The organism is Agrobacterium sp. 22-3639C2 (genome assembly GCF_053522105.1).
Window position 1 is genome coordinate 377,996 of the sequence record NZ_JBNWDB010000004.1, and the last position, 17,021, is coordinate 395,016.

The window sequence follows — 17,021 nt, forward strand, 5'->3', positions numbered from 1 at the left end:
GACCTTGCCTAGGTCGTCAACGAGACCGATTGACTGTGCAACCAGTCCCAACTAGCCGGGACGTCTGATGCTACGCATGAGCGCCATTACAGAATGCGTGCCGCACGCCCGCTTCGCCGTGTAGCGTTGTTATAGTAGCTGGAAGCCTGTTGCATCGACCGGTGTCTGGACTGCTCCATCGCCTCGAGAAGGGGAATTCCGCGATTGGCGGCCTCCGTCAAATATCCCGATCGTAACCCGTGCGCCGAAAACTCCCCACTGTCCAACCCGGCCATCTGTGCCCGCTGCTTGAGGATCGCATTGACCGACTGCGGATCGAGCGCACGCCGCGAGACGGTGCCCCATCGCCCAATTCCCCGAAACACGCTGCCCTTTTCGATCTTTGCGGCCGCCAGCCAGGCGTTCAGCGCCTCGACAGGTCGGCCTGTGAGATAGACGACATCGTCCTGCTCGCCTGTCGTCGTTTTGGTTCGACCAAGATGGATGGCAAGTGAGGGGAGGGGAGGGCCGTCGTTCACTTCGATCGGTGGCTCGACTGTCAGCTGCTCGACGCGTAGCCTGGCGATCTCGCTGCGTCGACGGCCGCCGGAAGCAAAGGCGACCATCAGGATTGCCTTGTCGCGGAGATCGCGCAGGCTGTCTGACTCGCACGTCGCCAGCAGCTTCGCCAGAACGTCGCCAGTGACGGCCTTTGCGCTCTTGCGCGCACGGGTTCGCGGAACGGCGCGCACGGCCAGACGAATGGCTGACTTAAGAGCAGGGGAGGCGAAGGCACCCGAAAGGCCGCGCCACTTACTCAATGTCGACCAGCTGGCCAGCCGGCGCCGCACCGTGTCAGGCGCGTGCGGGCCGACGGATTTCAGGAAACCCTGACGCCTTAGATTTTTGTCGACATCATCGGGCATGCCGTGGTTGGGCTCACTTGCGCGCTTTTCCGGATCCCACAGATGATGGGCCACGAATTTGAGCAGCAACGCCTCGGGCGCCGGCCAGGGCAGGGATTGTCCGGTGGCAGCGAGACCCCAGGCCTCCAGGTAGGCAAGATCAGACGTCAGGGCCCTTAGCGTATTGTCGCCCATGCCCTGATTAACGAGATGCCGCAGCGTTTCGATGTCATCATCGGTCAACAGCTCGGCAAGCTCGTCGCGGCGTTCGAGCGGCAACACGGACGCGATGGTATCGAGCTCCTCGGCGCGCCGCTCGACAGACGTGTGTGATGTCTTAGGTTTAGGCACGATAGGCTCCAGAATCGCGGGTTTCGGCGGCCGCTGGCACCGTGATCTGCCCCGATTTTCCTCGATTTGCGCCGCGAAATCAACTACCATCGATAATTGGTACTTATCGATGGTTAGCACCCCAATGCACAATCATACCATGTGGGGAACCGTAATATTCATATAGAGTTCGTATAAGAAATCATTTACCATGATTTCAATGGCTTACGATCTCGCAAAAATCAGCATGACAGCCTTGATCCGGCCGGCTTTCGACGCCGGTGTCGCGCTGACGCGTCTGGACGAGCGCATCGCCCGTTCGCCGGTCGGCGCCGGCTGGATTGCGCGCACCCACTTCGCCGATGCGTGCGCCTCGCTGTGGATCGACGGCGAACTCGTCCATCTCGAAGACCTCGTCCTCCATGACGCCACCCGCGATATTCGCACCCCGACCCACGAACTCACCATCGCCCGCGACGTTTTGCGCACCCGTCGGCGCATTGCCGGGCAGTCACCTCATTGGGCCTTGTCCGCAGAGGGTATCCGAACCTTGCGACAAACGTCGGACATCGGCGCTGAGGTAGTGGAGCCTGCCCGCATTATTCGTCCCGCGGTCGCCATCGATCCGGAAGGGGAGGGGGACGTGGATGCGGGCGAGAATCTCCCCGGCGTCGACTACGCAGCCATCGATGCCTTGCTGGCTCGATCGGAAGCGGCAATCGAGCAGGCGAAGCGGCCCGGCCGTGCTGATGCCCGCGAACGAGACCCTCTCGTCTATGACCTCGACTGGGACGAAGACGGACGGCTCGACGAGTGGCGCGGCGTGTGGCGCCAGGCCGAAGATCTGCCGGCAGCGCTGCAGGCGATCGTTGTCCTCGATGCCTGGAACGAGCTGTCCGTCTTGCAGCATGCGCCCTGGCTCGGCCGGCTATTTTGCGCTTCCATCCTTCGTGAAGCCGGCATCACCACCGGCGCCCATCTCGCGGCGATCAATGTTGGTCTCAAAACCGTCTCCGTCGATCGGCGCCGGCATCGCGATCGGGAAACCCGGCTGCTCGCCATCGCACAAGGGCTTTTGGCGGCCGCCGAGATCGGTTTGAAAGAGCATGACCGGCTGACGCTGGCGCGCACGCTCATGGAGCGAAAGTTGGAGGGACGGCGGACGTCCTCAATATTGCCGGAGCTGGTCGAGCTGGTAATGGCCAAACCATTGGTGTCGGCCGGGATGGTGGCCAAAGCGCTGGAGGTGACACCGCAGGCAGCGCGGCGGATCGTTTTGGAGCTCGGCCTCAGAGAGATGACGGGGAGGGGGAGGTTTCGGGCGTGGGGGATCCTGTAGCACCTGTCACTATTTGGATCGGGACCGCCGCGCGATCCAGATAGCGTCGCTTTGTGGATGCGCGCCGATCAGAGAAATCCTGCATCAATTAAGTGACCCTTCCACCGTGGTTAGACCGGGTCCGCGCGTTTGCGGGTCATAAGTCTGCAAGCCAGATGTTGATCTCCCCAGCGGCTCGCGAACGCTTCCGAGACTTCAAACCAACTCCCATCGTTGCTGGCGCCGTGGTTGGCGCCCATGCACGAACATTGGCATTCATGGTGCTGGGCATTCATGCAGGAAGGAGAACATTTCTCCTGCTCGCGATAGGGCTGGATCACATAAAGCTGCCTGTATTTCTCCAGCGCCCGTGTCACGAAGTCGTTGAACCAAGCTTTTGGCAGTTCCCAGCATTGCAGAGGCTCGATCCAGGCAGGCTGCAGCTTTTGCCCGGGTTGCAGCCAAAGCCGATTGTGCTGGGAGTAAGGGAGGCGTGCCCGTATCCGCTGGCCTTTGCCGCCGCGTCTCAGAACTACAGGGATTGTCTTCTGGTTCCAGACGCGCCGAAGTTCGCTGTCACTGATATCTGCCCCTATTGTCCCCCTCCTGTTATATGATTTCGGTCCCTGACAACCTCAGCGTAACAGCTCCGGCAAGTCGTAGAGCAGCTTCATCGCGTCGGGCCAGCCGACGTCGGAAAACAGCTTGAGGATCTCAAGCAGTTCGGTGCGGCATACTCCATCTTCAAAAAGGGAACGATAATCCGCAAGGTAGCGCGTGACGATACCGACGATCAATTTGAGCGCGAGGCTTTCGTGGTGATATCCCTCTCGCATGCCGGCGCCCAAAAGGATCCCGTGGAGCGCCTTGAAGACACCTGCGGGATCACCAGGGATCAAATATTCGTAAAGCTCGATGAGATGATGATGCGTTGCCGGCTCGTGAGACTTCGACAGCAGTGCCAGCATCGGGCGATAGTCGGCGAGGAACTTGCTCATGGCCTCAGAGGTGTCAAGCCCTTGACTTGGGTTGCTGCTCTCCTGATATGCCCCTGAACCGAAGTAGAGTTGGTTCATGAGATGGTGGATGATCTGCTCTGCCGCCCGGTATCGGGCAATCGCCGCGTCTCGCGCGGCACCCTCCCTGTCGTCGGCGATCAAAACAGCATAGCTTTCTGTCGCGGCAGCTGAGCAGACTTCAAGGATAAGCATTGACCCACGCTGCGCGCGATCCGAAAGCGGCTGGTCATTGTCTTGGTCTGACTTATAGCGCGCGATGAACGCCTCGCGAAGCGGCGAGATGAACGCTATTAGCAGGTCCTGGTTCGTGACCAGATCCTTCAGCCATTCAATTAGCCACTGCAGCGCTTTCTCTCGGCTCTGTCCAGCCCAGAGCTGAGCTACGAGTCCACCCAGAACTTCGGAAAGTTCATCGCGGCCGGAATTCTCTCTCCGAACGAAGCTGTGCCGGCGCTGTTCGACGATCTCTATCAGCCCTTCCGCGCGGTCGACGTCGCTCCAGATCAAACGTGACAGGACGTGAGCGACGTGGAAGGTAAGTACATCGACATTTGGTTCATTGCGCACGATGCGCTCGGCCAGCTCCCACATTTTTTGCGGCGCGACACGACTTAGTACCTGCAGGTTTTCGGCCGCTTGCACCCGCACCACTGGTACCGGGTCCGCCAGAACCGCTTCAATCATGTCGATTATTTCGGGCCGATCCTCTCCGAACCTATTTGCAAGGTGCACATAGGCCTCGGCCGCATATACACGAACTGCCCAATTGCCATAGCTGCGTACGTTGTCTTCACCGTCTTTCGGCTCCGGGAACCGGCTTGCCCAAAGGCGATCCAGAACGCCAAGCAATAAAGCGAGCGAAGGCATACCCTCGTTTTCGGGGACATACGCTTCGCTACCGGCGATCATTTCGATCGCATTGCTAATATTGCCCCAGACAGGCTGTTCGACGCTTGCATGGAGGGAAGCGGCGTTCGCGTCGAACAGAAAAATGGTCGCTTCTGTCTCCAGCCACAAAGCCGACAAAGCAGTCGCGTTGCTTTGAGGGGGAGTTTGCCTCACCCTCTCCGCAAGCGCTTCCGACTGGTCGATCATTTGCGCGTTCATGCCGTCTTCGACATCGACGCCTTCTTCGGCGAGGATTTGGCGCATCATTCCGCGCGCAGGCCCTGAGGTGACCGTCATAGTCCGAAGAGGCGGATTTCCGGCAAGCTCGTCCGCGTTTGCCAGTTCGGCGCGGAACGCACGCATCGCATCTGTTGCTATCGACGCCTCATCGACGGAAGATACGAAACGGCTCAAGACCCGTCGCCACCAACGCTGTTCATATTCGTCGCTGAACAGATCTGGGCGAAGAACCTCTGCTTCGAAATCCGCGCGGCCCTCGATCGAACGGTGAGGATAGGCGGCGGCCACAAAGCGAACGGCGTCCCTGACTGTAACCTGATGGGTGAGGATCGTAAGATTGCTCGCATATGGCCACAGCTCTCCTGCGAGCTCAGCGACCCGCTCCGCCCCGACGCCTAGCAGCCGCGCCCACACGGCAGGACTTGAATATCCAATTGCGGCTGCCTCGATGCACTCGACAAATGCAGCCGTCGGGCAACCTCGCAAAAAGCCGACAAAATGGCCAAGAACATTATCCTCCGTGCCGCTACCCCGTCCGTTAGATTGATCCCACGCGAGTTGCGCAAAATCATTGCCAATGAGATCGAACGGCTCGCGCCCGGCGACGAATACACGGCGCCGTCGATCGCCAATCTGAAGATCACGATCAATTTCACCCAATGCCACCTCGATCGCAGCGCGCGTGCCTGCATATGCCGATAGGTCAAGCAGCTGCCGCGCGTCCTTGCCCAGATGATATCGACAGTGGAGATAGTCCTGTCTGCGATTTGAAGAAAGCGGCATGATCCGGCTGGGCTGACCGCCAAAATGCGAGACACTGTCATCGCTGATTTCGCGCGAGTAAAGCACTCGGTAAATTTCGACGGCGAAGTCGGTATCTGATCGGGCAATCGGCAAGATCTGTTCCGTCAGCCAGCTCGCTTCCTTGTCGGCGTACGCCGAAAAGTGTGGATCGCGCAGGATACGATCCAGCAGCGCCCGGGATGCCGCAGGCTCGGCAGCAAAACTTTTGCCCACGAACCGGATCGCATTTATCGCCGTTTGTTGCATCGGCGGCTCAGCCGTCCACGCGAGGGTCAAGAGAGCTCGCGAAGTACGGCCGAATAGGTTGAGAAGCGGCACATCAGACAGATCGGCTTTTTCGAACAATATCTGGAGCAGGAGCCGCGTCGGATCGGACATTTCGCGAACGCCTGTCGTGATCGCGGTGTCAGCGACCTCTGCCCACGCAGTCGCCGTCTGGCGCGCAACACCTCCCGAGGTATCGACCAGAAGCCCAACGAAGCGCGCGAGCCGTGACAACAGCGTCGCCATCGCACCATCGGCGGCACGGGCTTGGATCAACGAAATCAGGCCCGCAATGTCAGACGGCGAGTTCACACCCTCTAGCGCCGTCCGCAAGGCGACATTCGCCAATACAGGATTGACGTTGGCGGTAGCGTAGATGTCAGCAATCAGCCGCCAAACAGCACGCTTTCCCTCGCTATCGCTACGCCAAAGCCGCTCGACGGCAAAACGCAAAGCTGGCGCGAGCATCAGGGCGATCGCACTACCGCCTTTCAGCTGCGCGATCAGGAGCGGGGGATCGTCCCATTCCAAAAAGAACCGTCCGGCGACATGATCGAAGAGAACGTGATGCGAAAAGCTGACGAGGTCCCCCGTTTCAGCAAGCACACCCGAAGCAATCACTTCATCGACACTATCATTTGCAATGAGCACCTTTCGGACCGCGAGGCGGCTGCGGCGAACCATCACATCAACCGTCGCGCCAGCGGCGCGATGCAGCGGCGTGCCCGGCAGCCGTCGATCCTCATAAGCGTCGATCAGATCCGATTGGGTCGAGACTGTTCGAATACTGTCCGGATCAACGCCATCAGAAAGCAGTTGTGCAGCGAGCGAGAGGTTGAAGATGTTTCGTAGGAGATCGCGCAGCCGTTCAGGTGCCGCATCAAGCAAGGTGCCAAGTGCGCTCGCGTCCGCGCCAGCCTGACGGAGATCTGGATTGCTCAGGCGCGGCACGTTGAAATGGCGAACATTTCGTAGCGTCGGATCGGCGTATTCCGGGTCGGGCGGGGACCCGGGGAGTGCGTCGCGAAAACGCCGGCCATTTCTGAGATCGAACGTGCGGATAGACGCCGCGATCGTCCAGGACTTGTCCTTTGTAGCCATTGTTTCAATTAACTGCGCGAACACGGCTTCGGCAGGGCCGCCGCGCGCTGCATCGAGCGCGTCGATGATGATCAGTTTTCGACCTGCGCCTGGCGCTGCTGCCAGTACCTCGGCTAGCGGTCGAGCGAGCTGAAGCTCGGATTGGAGATCGGCAGCAGTGGCAACGCCTGGGAAGCGATCGACCGAGAGAAAGATGACCCTCTCGCCGGCGGCGCGGCGTGCTTGTGCCAGCGCTACCAGGGCTCCGGTTTTTCCTGCGCCCGGCTCGCCGATCACAATGAGCGAACCGGTCGCGATGGCTGACGCCATGGGGCTGTCACTTTGACGGGGAATTGGTATCCCGCCCTCGATCGGCAAGCGCGTATGGCCAGTCAGCCGGGTAAGCTCTGCATCGGTAACGGCGGAGAGGCGAGCGAAATCGGCGTCATAGCCGGGAGCACCTATATCGTTGTGATGCAGCGCGCGGAGTGCTCGCAACAGCCCTTCGCGATCCGCTGGCGCACCGCTGCCAATGAGGTTCCGGACAATGGTTTTGAGATCTCGCAAGGGCGCGTCGCCTGCAGCCTCCGAGCCGTAGACGCGTGATCCGAGCACGCGGGAGGCCTCGCGCCAGTTATCTTCGCCCGCGTCCATCGAGAAACGGACGACTTTGAACAGACGGGCCATCGTGACAAGCTCGTCGTCGCTCGGAGGGTCGACGACAAGATCCACACAGGCGGCGCGTGCGTGGGTCTCGAAGAGTTCCAGTGCGTCGGCTTCAACCCGGCTGCGCTGCGACTTCACCGTTGTCCAGGTGCCTCCGGTATCGAAAGCCCGGCAGCCTTTCTCGAGCTTATCGAGCGTACGGGGCGCGGTGGTGCTTACCGCAAGGATGGCCCGATAACGCTCGACATCGACGGCAACACCTGTTGTTCGCGCTTCGACCATGGTCCTGACAAGTTGTGCGATGGTTTTGCCAAGTGGGCTTTCGGCACCCTGCGTCAGGCCAGCGCTGGTCTTGCTCTGAAAGTCGATCCGGGCATCGTCATCCTGTCCAAGCTCGATGTCATCGAGGCCTTCTCCAGTCTCCAAACGCAGGCTGACTGGAAGTGCCGCGTTCGCAAGTCCAAAGCGTCCGCCGACCGGAATACGGGCCAGGATATGCGCGGCGAGCCATGTACCGACCTCGGCCTGAAAATCCATGCCTCCCTCGGTCGCGCGTCCACCAGCAGGCTTTGACGTTCGAGCGGCTTTGCGAGCAGTCATCCAAGCAGGTCCTCGAATTGGCGTGCGTGGCTCGGTGTAGTTTTGGGGGCAATCTCGGCCTTTCCGCCAAGTAGATCGCGAAGCGACTTGAGCTTTGAGAGCAGCTCATCGAATGTAATGATGGCTACGCCAGCGAGACTTGCACGATACAGCTCGAACGCACGCTTTCGTGGACCTTCGGGGATGATACCCGCTAGAATCATTCCCCTGACGCCATAGGTTTCGAGCGGGACCGCGCGGTTCTGCGATTGAAGCCGATAGATGTCGCTACGCAACTTGTCGATCTGGTCAATCACCTGCGCCACGGCGCCAACTAACTCTGTCGACGCGGTGTATACGCCCCCCCGATATTCCCTTTTGCCGATGAGCTCTGCCCCAGGAGTCTTGATCTCGAGCACCGCTATACTGTCGGTCAGCTTGTTGGTGAGCAGGAAATCGGCAATCTTTTCGCCAGAGCCATTCAGGATCCGGCCTCCCACATGCGCTTGGCCCTGCACGAGCAAAACCGGCACATTGAACGCCATATCGAGAATGAAGGGGTTGGCCTCGAGGAGTTTTTGCCATTGCAGTTCGGTCGTTCGTTCAGCGAACCGCTCCTCGATACGTGCAATCAGTTCATCGAGCGAGGCGAGTTCAATCTCGTCGTGCAGCTTCAGCAGGCCGCCGCGCTGCGACTTCATCGAAGTGCGGACGGACGCCGAGGCCATATTGACCAGGGCTGCCCGGTCGTTATCCGAGAGCTTGGTATCCGTGATCGTGTCGCCAATCACGTCGGCGATGTCATCGGGGGCGCGGTCAAAGACCCTTACTGGGAACTTTTCACTGTCCAGGCGCGTCAGGAGATTGGTATACGCAGCCTGTAGCTTCTTCCGCCGCGTCAAAACCTGTGCCTTCTTCTCGAACCTGTTTGCATTCAGGCGTAACTCGTCGAAGAGCGTATAGCCGATCTCGTATGTCGTACCATCATCCGTCACGCCGACGTCCAGCTCGCGCTTGTCGGTGACACGCAGGTTTGTCACGCCTTCGACTTGCCTGATAGCATTCACGACAAACGAAAGCTTGCGCTCGAGGCCGAGACCGAAATTCGGGTCTTTTACAAACCCCTTCGGCATGCCCTCGGCGAGGAAAGCCTGAACATCCTCGATGGTACGAAATTCGTTGAAATCCTGAAAGAAATCTTCGTCTTCAATGATCTCAATCGACACGATAGGATCATATTTCGGCATCAGGAAATCTTCAGATTCCGGCATGGTGTTGATCGGGAACAGCGTGGTTGTGTGCTTGCCCGCATCGAAGCGTATGAGCACCTGCGTCGTATTGATTTCGGTGAGGTCAGCGATCGCGATTCGCCGATCGGATGGTGTGAAGAACACCTCGACGAAGCCGGGCCCCTTTCTCTGCAGGAAAAGAGTACCTTTGTCGTCATCACCGAACTGGGGGCCGAAGGTTGCCATACGCTATCCTATAAATATTGGGAAAACATAGGTGTAACGAGTACAACCTGCAATCGGGGCGGACGGAAAAGGTGGCACTTGCAGGCGAACCGCGCCGTCCCTCTTCACGGTGGTTGCGCCTGCTGAGATCAGAGCAAGCCACCCTGTTCGATAGGCGCGTCCTATCTTGAAACAATTGAAGATCCATAAGGCTCGCGACGAAATAATCAGCGCGTTAGCAGGTGAAACCGACTGGATGCCGTCGTTGCTATCATCATCCACATATGGTGTTCATTTTCAGGAGAAATTTCTTTCGAAGATCTACAGAGTGCGGGTCGGCCAAGGTTGCCAAATATCGATCAAACTCCGCTTCCAACTCTGTGTGGAACAGTGTGCGGTTCACAGTGATCTGACCATTATCGAAGCGCATTATTGGGCCGCTGACCCCGACCGTCATCTTTTCGGTCGCCCCGCTATGATGGAGTGCGCATCGCCCTTGGCTATAGAACTCGTCAGCCTTCTTCGTCGCCACCATGCCAGCGCCGAGACAATCGATAAATGGCTGCCAGTTACTCAGGAACTCTCTGAACAGCCGACCGCTTTGACGTGTGTGGTTGGTCACCCCCTCACGGAAACCCTGAATTGTCTCGAGAACGAGGCAATCCAAGGCGAGGATCGCAAAGCCATATGTCTGCGGCTTGTTAGCTTTATCGACATCGATCAGGGTCTGTGCTGGCTTGATGAAGCGGCCCTGTATGCGATCCCTCAGTACATCGACTGCCTTTAGCCATTCCCCCTGTTTCGGATTGTCGGGATCCAGTTCGAGGCCGCGCCAGAACGCGACTGTGTACTTCGGGCTGATCTGGAGGCTACGGCTCTGTGTCGTGTCGCTCATCCGCCTAGCTTTCGAGAACCGCGACACCTGACCCCAACACAGAGAAGTCGTTGGGCCGGATCTGCTTTCGAACCTCTGGCGGATAGCAATTCCCCCCGCCCTCATAGTTCCTATGGACCGCGCGAGCCTGCTCGTTCGTCAGGACGTAGAATGTCGGTGCGATCGTCCGCAGATCGAGTTCGATGAAGATGAAGAAGTCTGCGTCGCCCTTCTTGTTCATCTCTACAGGCCAACGCGTGATCTCGGTAGGCCGCCGCAGAAACTGTCGCGTCTTCACCTCGATCGATTTCGGCTGTCCATCGACGACAACGATGACATCGTGACCAGGTGCGCCTTCCGGACTCATATAGGCGGCCAGTCCGAGTGTGTTGAGCTTTGCCACGGTTAGCAGCTCGCCCAGCGTACCGGATTGTGGAGATGACAGTTTTTCCAGCGTCATCGCTCTTCGCATTCCCCAAGAACTTCAACTAGCGGCCCAAGTCCGGTCGTTCCATCGGCGGCCGGGTGGCGGATCCGGTTCGCCGTCAGATGGACGGCCATGAGCGCCATGGCTGGTGTCTTTCCCTGTACCCTGTAGCGAACGCCATCGAGAGCAAATGTCGCCCGGGCTGGGCCGAACTGGATGCTAATCGTGCGATAGATTTGCGGATACGAGACCATGATGAGTTTCGATATACCCGGCACGGATGTCGTCCAAGCATTGTCCTGACCGCTCTCTCGAACCTTGTCGAAGGTCTCAGTCATCGACTGCGGCGGCCACATATCGAAGGCCATGAGAGACTGGATCTTCCGATCGAGGAAACTTCCCGGGTCCCCGGTCGCGAGATCGTCCATGATCTCCAGGTATGTAACTTTGCGTGGTCGTTTGTTCTCCGGCTTTCGCCGATCTGCCGCCAGCAGCCCACGCTCCTGGCCCGCGGCCTCCGCCTCATTGGCGCTGCGGCGCAGCCCAAATGACCGGAGGATCTTCGCTGTGATTGTCCCCATGTTCCCCCCGACGGCGAATTGTCCCTAAAAATGCTAGGAATTCCGCTCATGGCCAACATATATCGCCTTCTCTAAAAATCGGACATACTGGTTTTTCAGAGGCCTGATGTCCTATAAGCCTCCTCTATCGGAACCTCGAATTTCGCTCTGCGAGATGGCCATCTATCCGGTTTAGAATGGTCTCAAGACCGAGATAGCGGACGTAGCCGCCTCCGCCCCGCTGGATGATGCCGTCCAAGAAGATCTCGAAGGAATGACCATCACTCGCTAGTCGTGTGACAAAGACAGCTCCACCACTCATGCCGTCCAAAGGCTGCGCGTCCTCAGGATATCGCAGCACGCCGAAGATATTGCGGGAAGCGAGGTCTCCCGACTTGCAGATTGGATGGATCCGCATACCGCCGTTCTCCATGACTATTCGCTGGAGATGGCTTGGCAAGCCTGAAGCTAAAGCTAAATCACCAGCGCGACCAGTGAGGCGAAGTTCGACGGGGAAGAACTGCTCTCGCGAGTATGCTGGTAGCATTTCGTATTCCACCATACCGATCACATAGTCACTTTCGTCCTCGTTGGCCTCAGGCGAGAAAAGGTATGTTTTGAACGGAATGCTGGTGCTGTCGGTGCCATCGTCCATCAGCACCACCAGATAGTCCATGCGGTCCTTGAAAGCCGTTACTGTTTCGCCCGAGATTGTTGCTATCTGGTGGCGCGTGAAGACGGCAAAATGTCGTCCTCGGTACTGGAAGAGAACAGCGGTGCCCTGAAGACCGAACTGAAAACGGCGAGCGACCGTCCCATCCTGCAGAGTGAGCTCGAACCCATCCAGACCGTAATATTCGTCACCAGGAGCGGCGAAACAAAGTGGGCGGATACATCGATCAGCGATCGTTGGCTCCTGCGGATCCGTGAATCTCAACATAGGAGGATCAATCCTTTCGACGGCGAGCGCGGATTTCGTCAATTTGACGGTCAATCTCAGCCTCGGCGGCTGCGCAACTCTCCGCGAGATCCTCGCGGAATTGCAAGGTGTCTCTCAGGAAGTCGACATAGGTGGCGACGGCCAGATGTGTGTTGGCCTTAGAGCGCAAGCGCTGAACCCGCCGCTTCCATCCTGGAACGGGATCCTTCTTGATCGTCAGGCGGTAGTTGGCGGCGAGCCAATCAACAAGGTCATGGATAGATCTGCCGGAAAAGCCATTCTCGCTTGCGAACTTGTGACCCACAGGCGAGAAGGCCAGCCGCCATGTCTGGCAATTGATTGTCGCCTGATCTCGCGTGATCCCCTTCCCCTTGGGAAACACGCCAGTTGAGATGACATCGAGGTAAACATTGTTCTCAGTGATGATAAGATCCATATGGTCCGCGAGCGCACCGATCGTCTTGCCTCTATCAAAATGGCACCGATCCTTCAGCGTTGCGCACGCCTTCTCGAAGTCACCTAGTTCGGCCGGATTGAGTCTGCTGCTGTTGAAATACTTCTTCGCGCGTTCCGGGATTACCATCTTATTGCCGTAGTAAAGACCACGCCCGGGAAACGCTTTCAGAATGTCGCAGGCTACCGAGAAGTAGAAATTAGCAATGGCTGGCAGGATGGCTTCGTGCTGGAGGCCGACATGGTACAGCTCGTTTCGGAACTCATGCATTATTGCAACTGTCCGCGCCTGCTCCTCTGTGACCATCTTCTCGATACGTGCAAACTTTAGCTTCGCGTCGAAGGACTGTCCGACAGCCTCGGCCAACTCCAGCTTATGGGGGTACGCCTCCTCTAAATGGTGCCAGCTCTTGAGGTGAGCGTGCTTTTCTGTAGCGAGCCTATGGATTGCTAGCTCTACCGCATTGTCGGTCAGCATCAACGCAAACCGGGCATCATGAACGCCGCCCTTGTCGAGATGTTCGAGGGCCAGATCCATCTGGTCAAGGAGAGCCGCATAAAAGCTGAGAGCTGTCATCCTAGGTCAATCTCGTCTGCCGCTCGTCGACCTAGCTCGACAGAGAAGTTGTTCATCTTCGGCTCCTGCTGGCGTCACGGCAGGTTCGCGTCAATCACCTGTCGAAATTGGTTGTAGGACGTGCCCTCTAAGAATGATCTTGGTGCAGTCAATCTCGCCTATTATCGGTTCTAGGATCGACAAATCCTCACTCGTGGAGAAAATCACTTGTTGTCCACGAGCCTTCGATGTCGCTGCTCGTCGCAAAAGCTGCTCGAAGCTGACCTTCGAAGATGATTGTTGACGCGGTTCGTCGAAGACCAAAACACCTGGATGGTTCGTGCTGTAAGAAGCGGCGAGTTCGAGCAGCCCAAGCTGATACGCCCATTTCAATCTTATTGCGTCGCTTGCGGATGTCTCAAAACCGATCTCAAAACCCTCAACCTCGGGACGATACGTATCCTGGGAGATAGCAAGATCGTCGGGTTGAAAGGTTTTAAATCCAAACTGCCGCGCCTGTGCACGTAGCAATTCAGACAGACGGTTGAGCTTTGCCTTATCGCTGTCGGACAGCTCGTCGTCAGGAAGCGCGCTTCTCTGTTGAAGAAGCGTCGTATACTGCTCAGACAGGGCGCTGAAACTGCTCACCGCATCGTCAAAGAAAGACCGCAGTTCGGAAAAATCTCGAATCTTCCGTTCAATCAGAAGTCGCTCTTCAATCGCTGAAGCCGAAACGCTCGTCGCCGGCGCTACTAAATCAGCTCTTAGTGTTCTTATTGCCGTGTATGCTTCGCTGAGATCTCGATTTAGTTGTGAGAGTAATCCTTCACGCTCTCGATTTTCCTCTTCTTCGCGCCGAAGTATGTCTTCAAACATTCTAATTTCAGATTTGATGTATGAGATATTATCTTCGATTGGCATGATCGATGCTAGCGCATTTTGCGATAGTAGAGTGTCCTGCAAGCCTTGTTCGCAGGTGGGGCACCGGTCAGGGCTAAGTGACCATTGAACGCCTGAAAAGCGCTGTAGCTTTTGAACATCCTGGTTTTTTTGAAGATCTTCTCGCAGAGTCTGGATTCGCCGTGTCAGGGCGTCAACGTCTGCTAATTTTACCTGCCTCACGCCGTTTAATGAAAGGCGCTGGACATTGAGGCTCTCCGCGTGGGCGATCACCTCGGCGAGTTTGGCTTCTATGGCGGGGACATTGTCGGACACGACCGGCACTTCGGCTTGGGAAATAGTGTCGAGTCCGGACTTCAGCGATCGAAGATGCTCATCAAGTGGCGTCCAGCCACCTTGTGTTGCCACTGACACGAAGGCTTTCGCGATCGCATTCAAATCAACGATTGGCTTCGAACCAAGTGCCTCAATGCGTGACGCAGATCTGTTCAGCAGCTGGCTGAGGTCATGCCAATTTGTTTCCCATCTGCTGGTAAGAACGGTGATGCGTTGATTTAGCTGTTCACGTTTGCGCTCGATCTCATAGGCCTCAAGCCCCGCGATGAACTCCACTGCTCGTTTGTGGACTTCTCGAATGCGGAAATATGTCGGGATGGCTGCGGGGATGGAGGACCACCCAGACTTTTGCTCCACCCAGAACAGCGGGAACACGGTTTCGAGATAGAGCTTGATGTCTTCTTTCTCGTAGCCTCGAACGACGGGAAGCTCCCAGCCAAGAAAATTCTCGAGGAAATGATGAAAACCGTCCTCACGTTGAGCAGCACCCGGGTCTCGTACGAAGAACTGCTGGGTCCGATACTGGCCTTCAGGTTCAGACAGACCAGGGCCGAAATTTACTGTTATCAGGCGGTCGTCGAGTTTTGAGACGACCGGGCGATGGACCGTCACTATTGTGCCGACTGAGTTTTCCAGTTCAAGCATCACGTCAGATTCAACGACCCGCACGCTCTCGCCACTATCTGTCACAAGATGGCTTGTCATCGCGTGTGGAAGAGGGATCTCTCGGCGAGGGCTCAGCATTCGTTCCAAACCAAGAACGTAAATCATCCCTTGAAGGCAGGTTGATTTACCCATGGTGTTGTCGGCCCAAAGAACATTTAGCCCGTCGGTGAAACCGAGTTCAACTCCGTACCAGCCCCGCTCTGTGAGCGCACGAAGCTTGAGGCGTCTCAGTTTAAAAGTCATACAAGGTTCTCCGGACGCCAGACCGTTTTCATAAATCCATCAGTTAGTTTCGGCGCCACCTCGGAAAGGAAGGCTTTCTCGGCGTCAAGCACGCCGCTATCTTTGGCGACTGCCTCAGCTGCTTTGCGACCTTCGTCCGTCAGAACAACCACCGATCCTTTATTAACGCTAACGAGGCCCATCGAATGGCTCAGCGCTACCGCGCGGTTTAGCCAAGGCTCGACCCTTACGGATACGTCGAGTGGTCGATACCGTCCCGCGATCAATCCTAGTGCCTCCTCTCGACCCTCCTCGAGTCGCACATTATGAGCGAGAAATTGGAGTTTCTGAAAACTCGCCTTTTTCCCTCGACTGTAAAATACACTTAGGAGTAGTATCGCCATCCCCCAAGCCATCCGCAAGTCGCCGGCGACAGGCTCTGGGCGGACGGTGAACGTGAACTTGGATGTATTAAGGATGTCTAAGAAAGGGCTTTCACGGGACATCTGGGAAATCCAATGGGCATCGCATTATCCATTCTGAGACGGTTCCAAACACTAGCTGATCGACGTTCTCGGGCGATAGGTTTGGCGCCGCACCCTTGATTGCTTCCTTCAGGTTCATAATCTCGTCGTTCAGGATGCCACTGGCCGAAACCGCAGTGGGGCCGGCAAACTCTAAATGGCGCCTCCGGCTTGCAATCACCGTGGCAAGATTGTCATGTAACTCTGGTGCCTGAGAACGAAGCGCACTCATAAGCGCCGCGCCCTGCAGATGATAACGAGTAGCGTCCGCAACCGCATCTTCAAGCTTTTGAGGAGTTGTACGCTTCGCGAGCTTCGTGCGAGCCGTTGACAGCAAATCTTGTGACCCCTCCTCCTTCTCCCAAGAGCTAATCTGCGGATTTGTCGGATTCGGAATGCTGAGTTTGATCAACGATAGTTGCGCCGCATTCAGCGTTAGGGCGTCAGCGCCGAAAAATGCTTGATCATGAATAAGGACCTCAAAGTCAGTGTCGAGATAAGGCAGTGCTTTCGATCGGAGCTCTGTCGTCTTGTTCGCGCAGTGTATGTTGACGTCCTTGCTATCGTGTAATGGGCTGAGCAAGACCCATCTCTTTATCGGCGCGCCGAGGAAGAGTTTCGATACAATAACGTTGTTTTTTTGGAGCTTACCCAGATCCCTGGTGATCTTATCTTTTTGCTTCTTCGCGCGTTCAGCGACTCCGATCGGCTCTTCTACCGCGTAACACTGATATGCGACGCTATCTTTGTTGCAGTAATAGTCGATACCAAGGTCGCCCTGATCTTTGGCGGGCACCTTGTGAACGTTTAAGACGCCATGCCGACAATTCAGGAGGCCAAGCGCAAATATCTCCCAGTCGTCGGGATTCCAAATAATTGTTGTTGACGGCAAGACTTCCCCCAATATTCAGTATAGTTAATCTACATGAAGGACGGTTGCGTGCAATGGAAGATTATCGGCCTTAGGTAGCATCACTTTGCTTTTTGATCTCATTGGTAAATGTTCGCTCTGCGGCATTTCGCCCAGGCCGATTGGG

The 17,021-nt window shown here is 56.9% G+C and carries 12 protein-coding genes; 1 reads left to right on the top strand and 11 read right to left on the bottom strand.

Annotated elements, in window-relative coordinates; all coding sequences use genetic code 11:
- Window positions 1–86 precede the first annotated feature (86 nt).
- The gene (locus ACQZ6D_RS19050) at window positions 87–1,235 is read right to left on the bottom strand and encodes a site-specific integrase (RefSeq protein WP_448730255.1); all 1,149 of its coding nucleotides are present in this window, start codon (window positions 1,233–1,235) and stop codon (window positions 87–89) included.
- Between the two features lie 190 nt (window positions 1,236–1,425).
- Here ACQZ6D_RS19050 and ACQZ6D_RS19055 point away from each other — a divergent pair, with 190 nt between their 5' ends.
- The gene (locus tag ACQZ6D_RS19055; protein ID WP_448730254.1) at window positions 1,426–2,553 is read left to right on the top strand and encodes an RHE_PE00001 family protein; all 1,128 of its coding nucleotides are present in this window, start codon (window positions 1,426–1,428) and stop codon (window positions 2,551–2,553) included.
- Window positions 2,554–3,167: 614 nt separating this feature from the next.
- Here ACQZ6D_RS19055 and ACQZ6D_RS19060 read toward each other — a convergent pair.
- From ACQZ6D_RS19060 to ACQZ6D_RS19105, 10 genes are all read right to left on the bottom strand, one after another.
- Entirely contained in the window at window positions 3,168–8,030 is a 4,863-nt protein-coding gene (locus tag ACQZ6D_RS19060) for an ATP-binding protein (RefSeq protein WP_448730253.1), read from the bottom strand.
- Window positions 8,031–8,089: 59 nt separating this feature from the next.
- Complete coding sequence (locus ACQZ6D_RS19065; RefSeq protein WP_448730252.1) at window positions 8,090–9,547, bottom strand: Shedu immune nuclease family protein; 1,458 nt, start codon at window positions 9,545–9,547, stop codon at window positions 8,090–8,092.
- A gap of 253 nt (window positions 9,548–9,800) precedes the next feature.
- Complete coding sequence (locus ACQZ6D_RS19070) at window positions 9,801–10,421, bottom strand: hypothetical protein (RefSeq protein ID WP_142843349.1); 621 nt, start codon at window positions 10,419–10,421, stop codon at window positions 9,801–9,803.
- A 4-nt stretch (window positions 10,422–10,425) separates the two neighbouring features.
- Window positions 10,426–10,860 (bottom strand): protein NO VEIN domain-containing protein, encoded by a 435-nt coding sequence (locus ACQZ6D_RS19075; protein ID WP_142781915.1) that lies wholly within the window; start codon window positions 10,858–10,860, stop codon window positions 10,426–10,428.
- The gene (locus ACQZ6D_RS19080; RefSeq protein WP_448730251.1) at window positions 10,857–11,408 is read right to left on the bottom strand and encodes a hypothetical protein; all 552 of its coding nucleotides are present in this window, start codon (window positions 11,406–11,408) and stop codon (window positions 10,857–10,859) included. The genes ACQZ6D_RS19075 and ACQZ6D_RS19080 overlap by 4 nt, the downstream gene beginning before the upstream one ends.
- A gap of 124 nt (window positions 11,409–11,532) precedes the next feature.
- Window positions 11,533–12,381 carry a hypothetical protein gene (locus ACQZ6D_RS19085; protein WP_448730250.1) on the bottom strand — a complete coding sequence of 283 codons (849 nt, stop codon included), beginning with the start codon at window positions 12,379–12,381 and terminating at the stop codon, window positions 11,533–11,535.
- Window positions 12,335–13,357, bottom strand: coding sequence for a hypothetical protein (locus tag ACQZ6D_RS19090; RefSeq protein ID WP_413393683.1), 1,023 nt, complete (start codon window positions 13,355–13,357; stop codon window positions 12,335–12,337). Before ACQZ6D_RS19090 ends, ACQZ6D_RS19085 begins: the two co-directional genes overlap by 47 nt.
- 90 nt (window positions 13,358–13,447) lie before the next feature.
- The gene (locus ACQZ6D_RS19095; RefSeq protein WP_448730249.1) at window positions 13,448–15,481 is read right to left on the bottom strand and encodes a hypothetical protein; all 2,034 of its coding nucleotides are present in this window, start codon (window positions 15,479–15,481) and stop codon (window positions 13,448–13,450) included.
- Window positions 15,478–15,663, bottom strand: coding sequence for a hypothetical protein (locus ACQZ6D_RS19100; protein WP_413393687.1), 186 nt, complete (start codon window positions 15,661–15,663; stop codon window positions 15,478–15,480). Before ACQZ6D_RS19100 ends, ACQZ6D_RS19095 begins: the two co-directional genes overlap by 4 nt.
- A 292-nt stretch (window positions 15,664–15,955) precedes the next feature.
- A complete protein-coding gene (locus ACQZ6D_RS19105) occupies window positions 15,956–16,876 on the bottom strand; it encodes a hypothetical protein (protein ID WP_448730248.1) in 921 nt (306 codons plus the stop codon).
- Between the last annotated feature and the right edge of the window lie 145 nt (window positions 16,877–17,021).

Excerpts from the sequence above, each read along its gene's own strand:
- ACQZ6D_RS19055 (WP_448730254.1), top strand. The coding sequence starts at position 1,426 with ATGATTTCAATGGCTTACGATCTCGCAAAAATCAGCATGACAGCCTTG.
- ACQZ6D_RS19060 (WP_448730253.1), bottom strand. The coding sequence starts at position 8,030 with ATGGATTTTCAGGCCGAGGTCGGTACATGGCTCGCCGCGCATATCCTG.
- ACQZ6D_RS19065 (WP_448730252.1), bottom strand. The coding sequence starts at position 9,547 with ATGGCAACCTTCGGCCCCCAGTTCGGTGATGACGACAAAGGTACTCTT.
- ACQZ6D_RS19070 (WP_142843349.1), bottom strand. The coding sequence starts at position 10,421 with ATGAGCGACACGACACAGAGCCGTAGCCTCCAGATCAGCCCGAAGTAC.
- ACQZ6D_RS19075 (WP_142781915.1), bottom strand. The coding sequence starts at position 10,860 with ATGACGCTGGAAAAACTGTCATCTCCACAATCCGGTACGCTGGGCGAG.
- ACQZ6D_RS19080 (WP_448730251.1), bottom strand. The coding sequence starts at position 11,408 with ATGGGGACAATCACAGCGAAGATCCTCCGGTCATTTGGGCTGCGCCGC.
- ACQZ6D_RS19090 (WP_413393683.1), bottom strand. The coding sequence starts at position 13,357 with ATGACAGCTCTCAGCTTTTATGCGGCTCTCCTTGACCAGATGGATCTG.
- ACQZ6D_RS19095 (WP_448730249.1), bottom strand. The coding sequence starts at position 15,481 with ATGACTTTTAAACTGAGACGCCTCAAGCTTCGTGCGCTCACAGAGCGG.
- ACQZ6D_RS19100 (WP_413393687.1), bottom strand. The coding sequence starts at position 15,663 with ATGGGCCTCGTTAGCGTTAATAAAGGATCGGTGGTTGTTCTGACGGAC.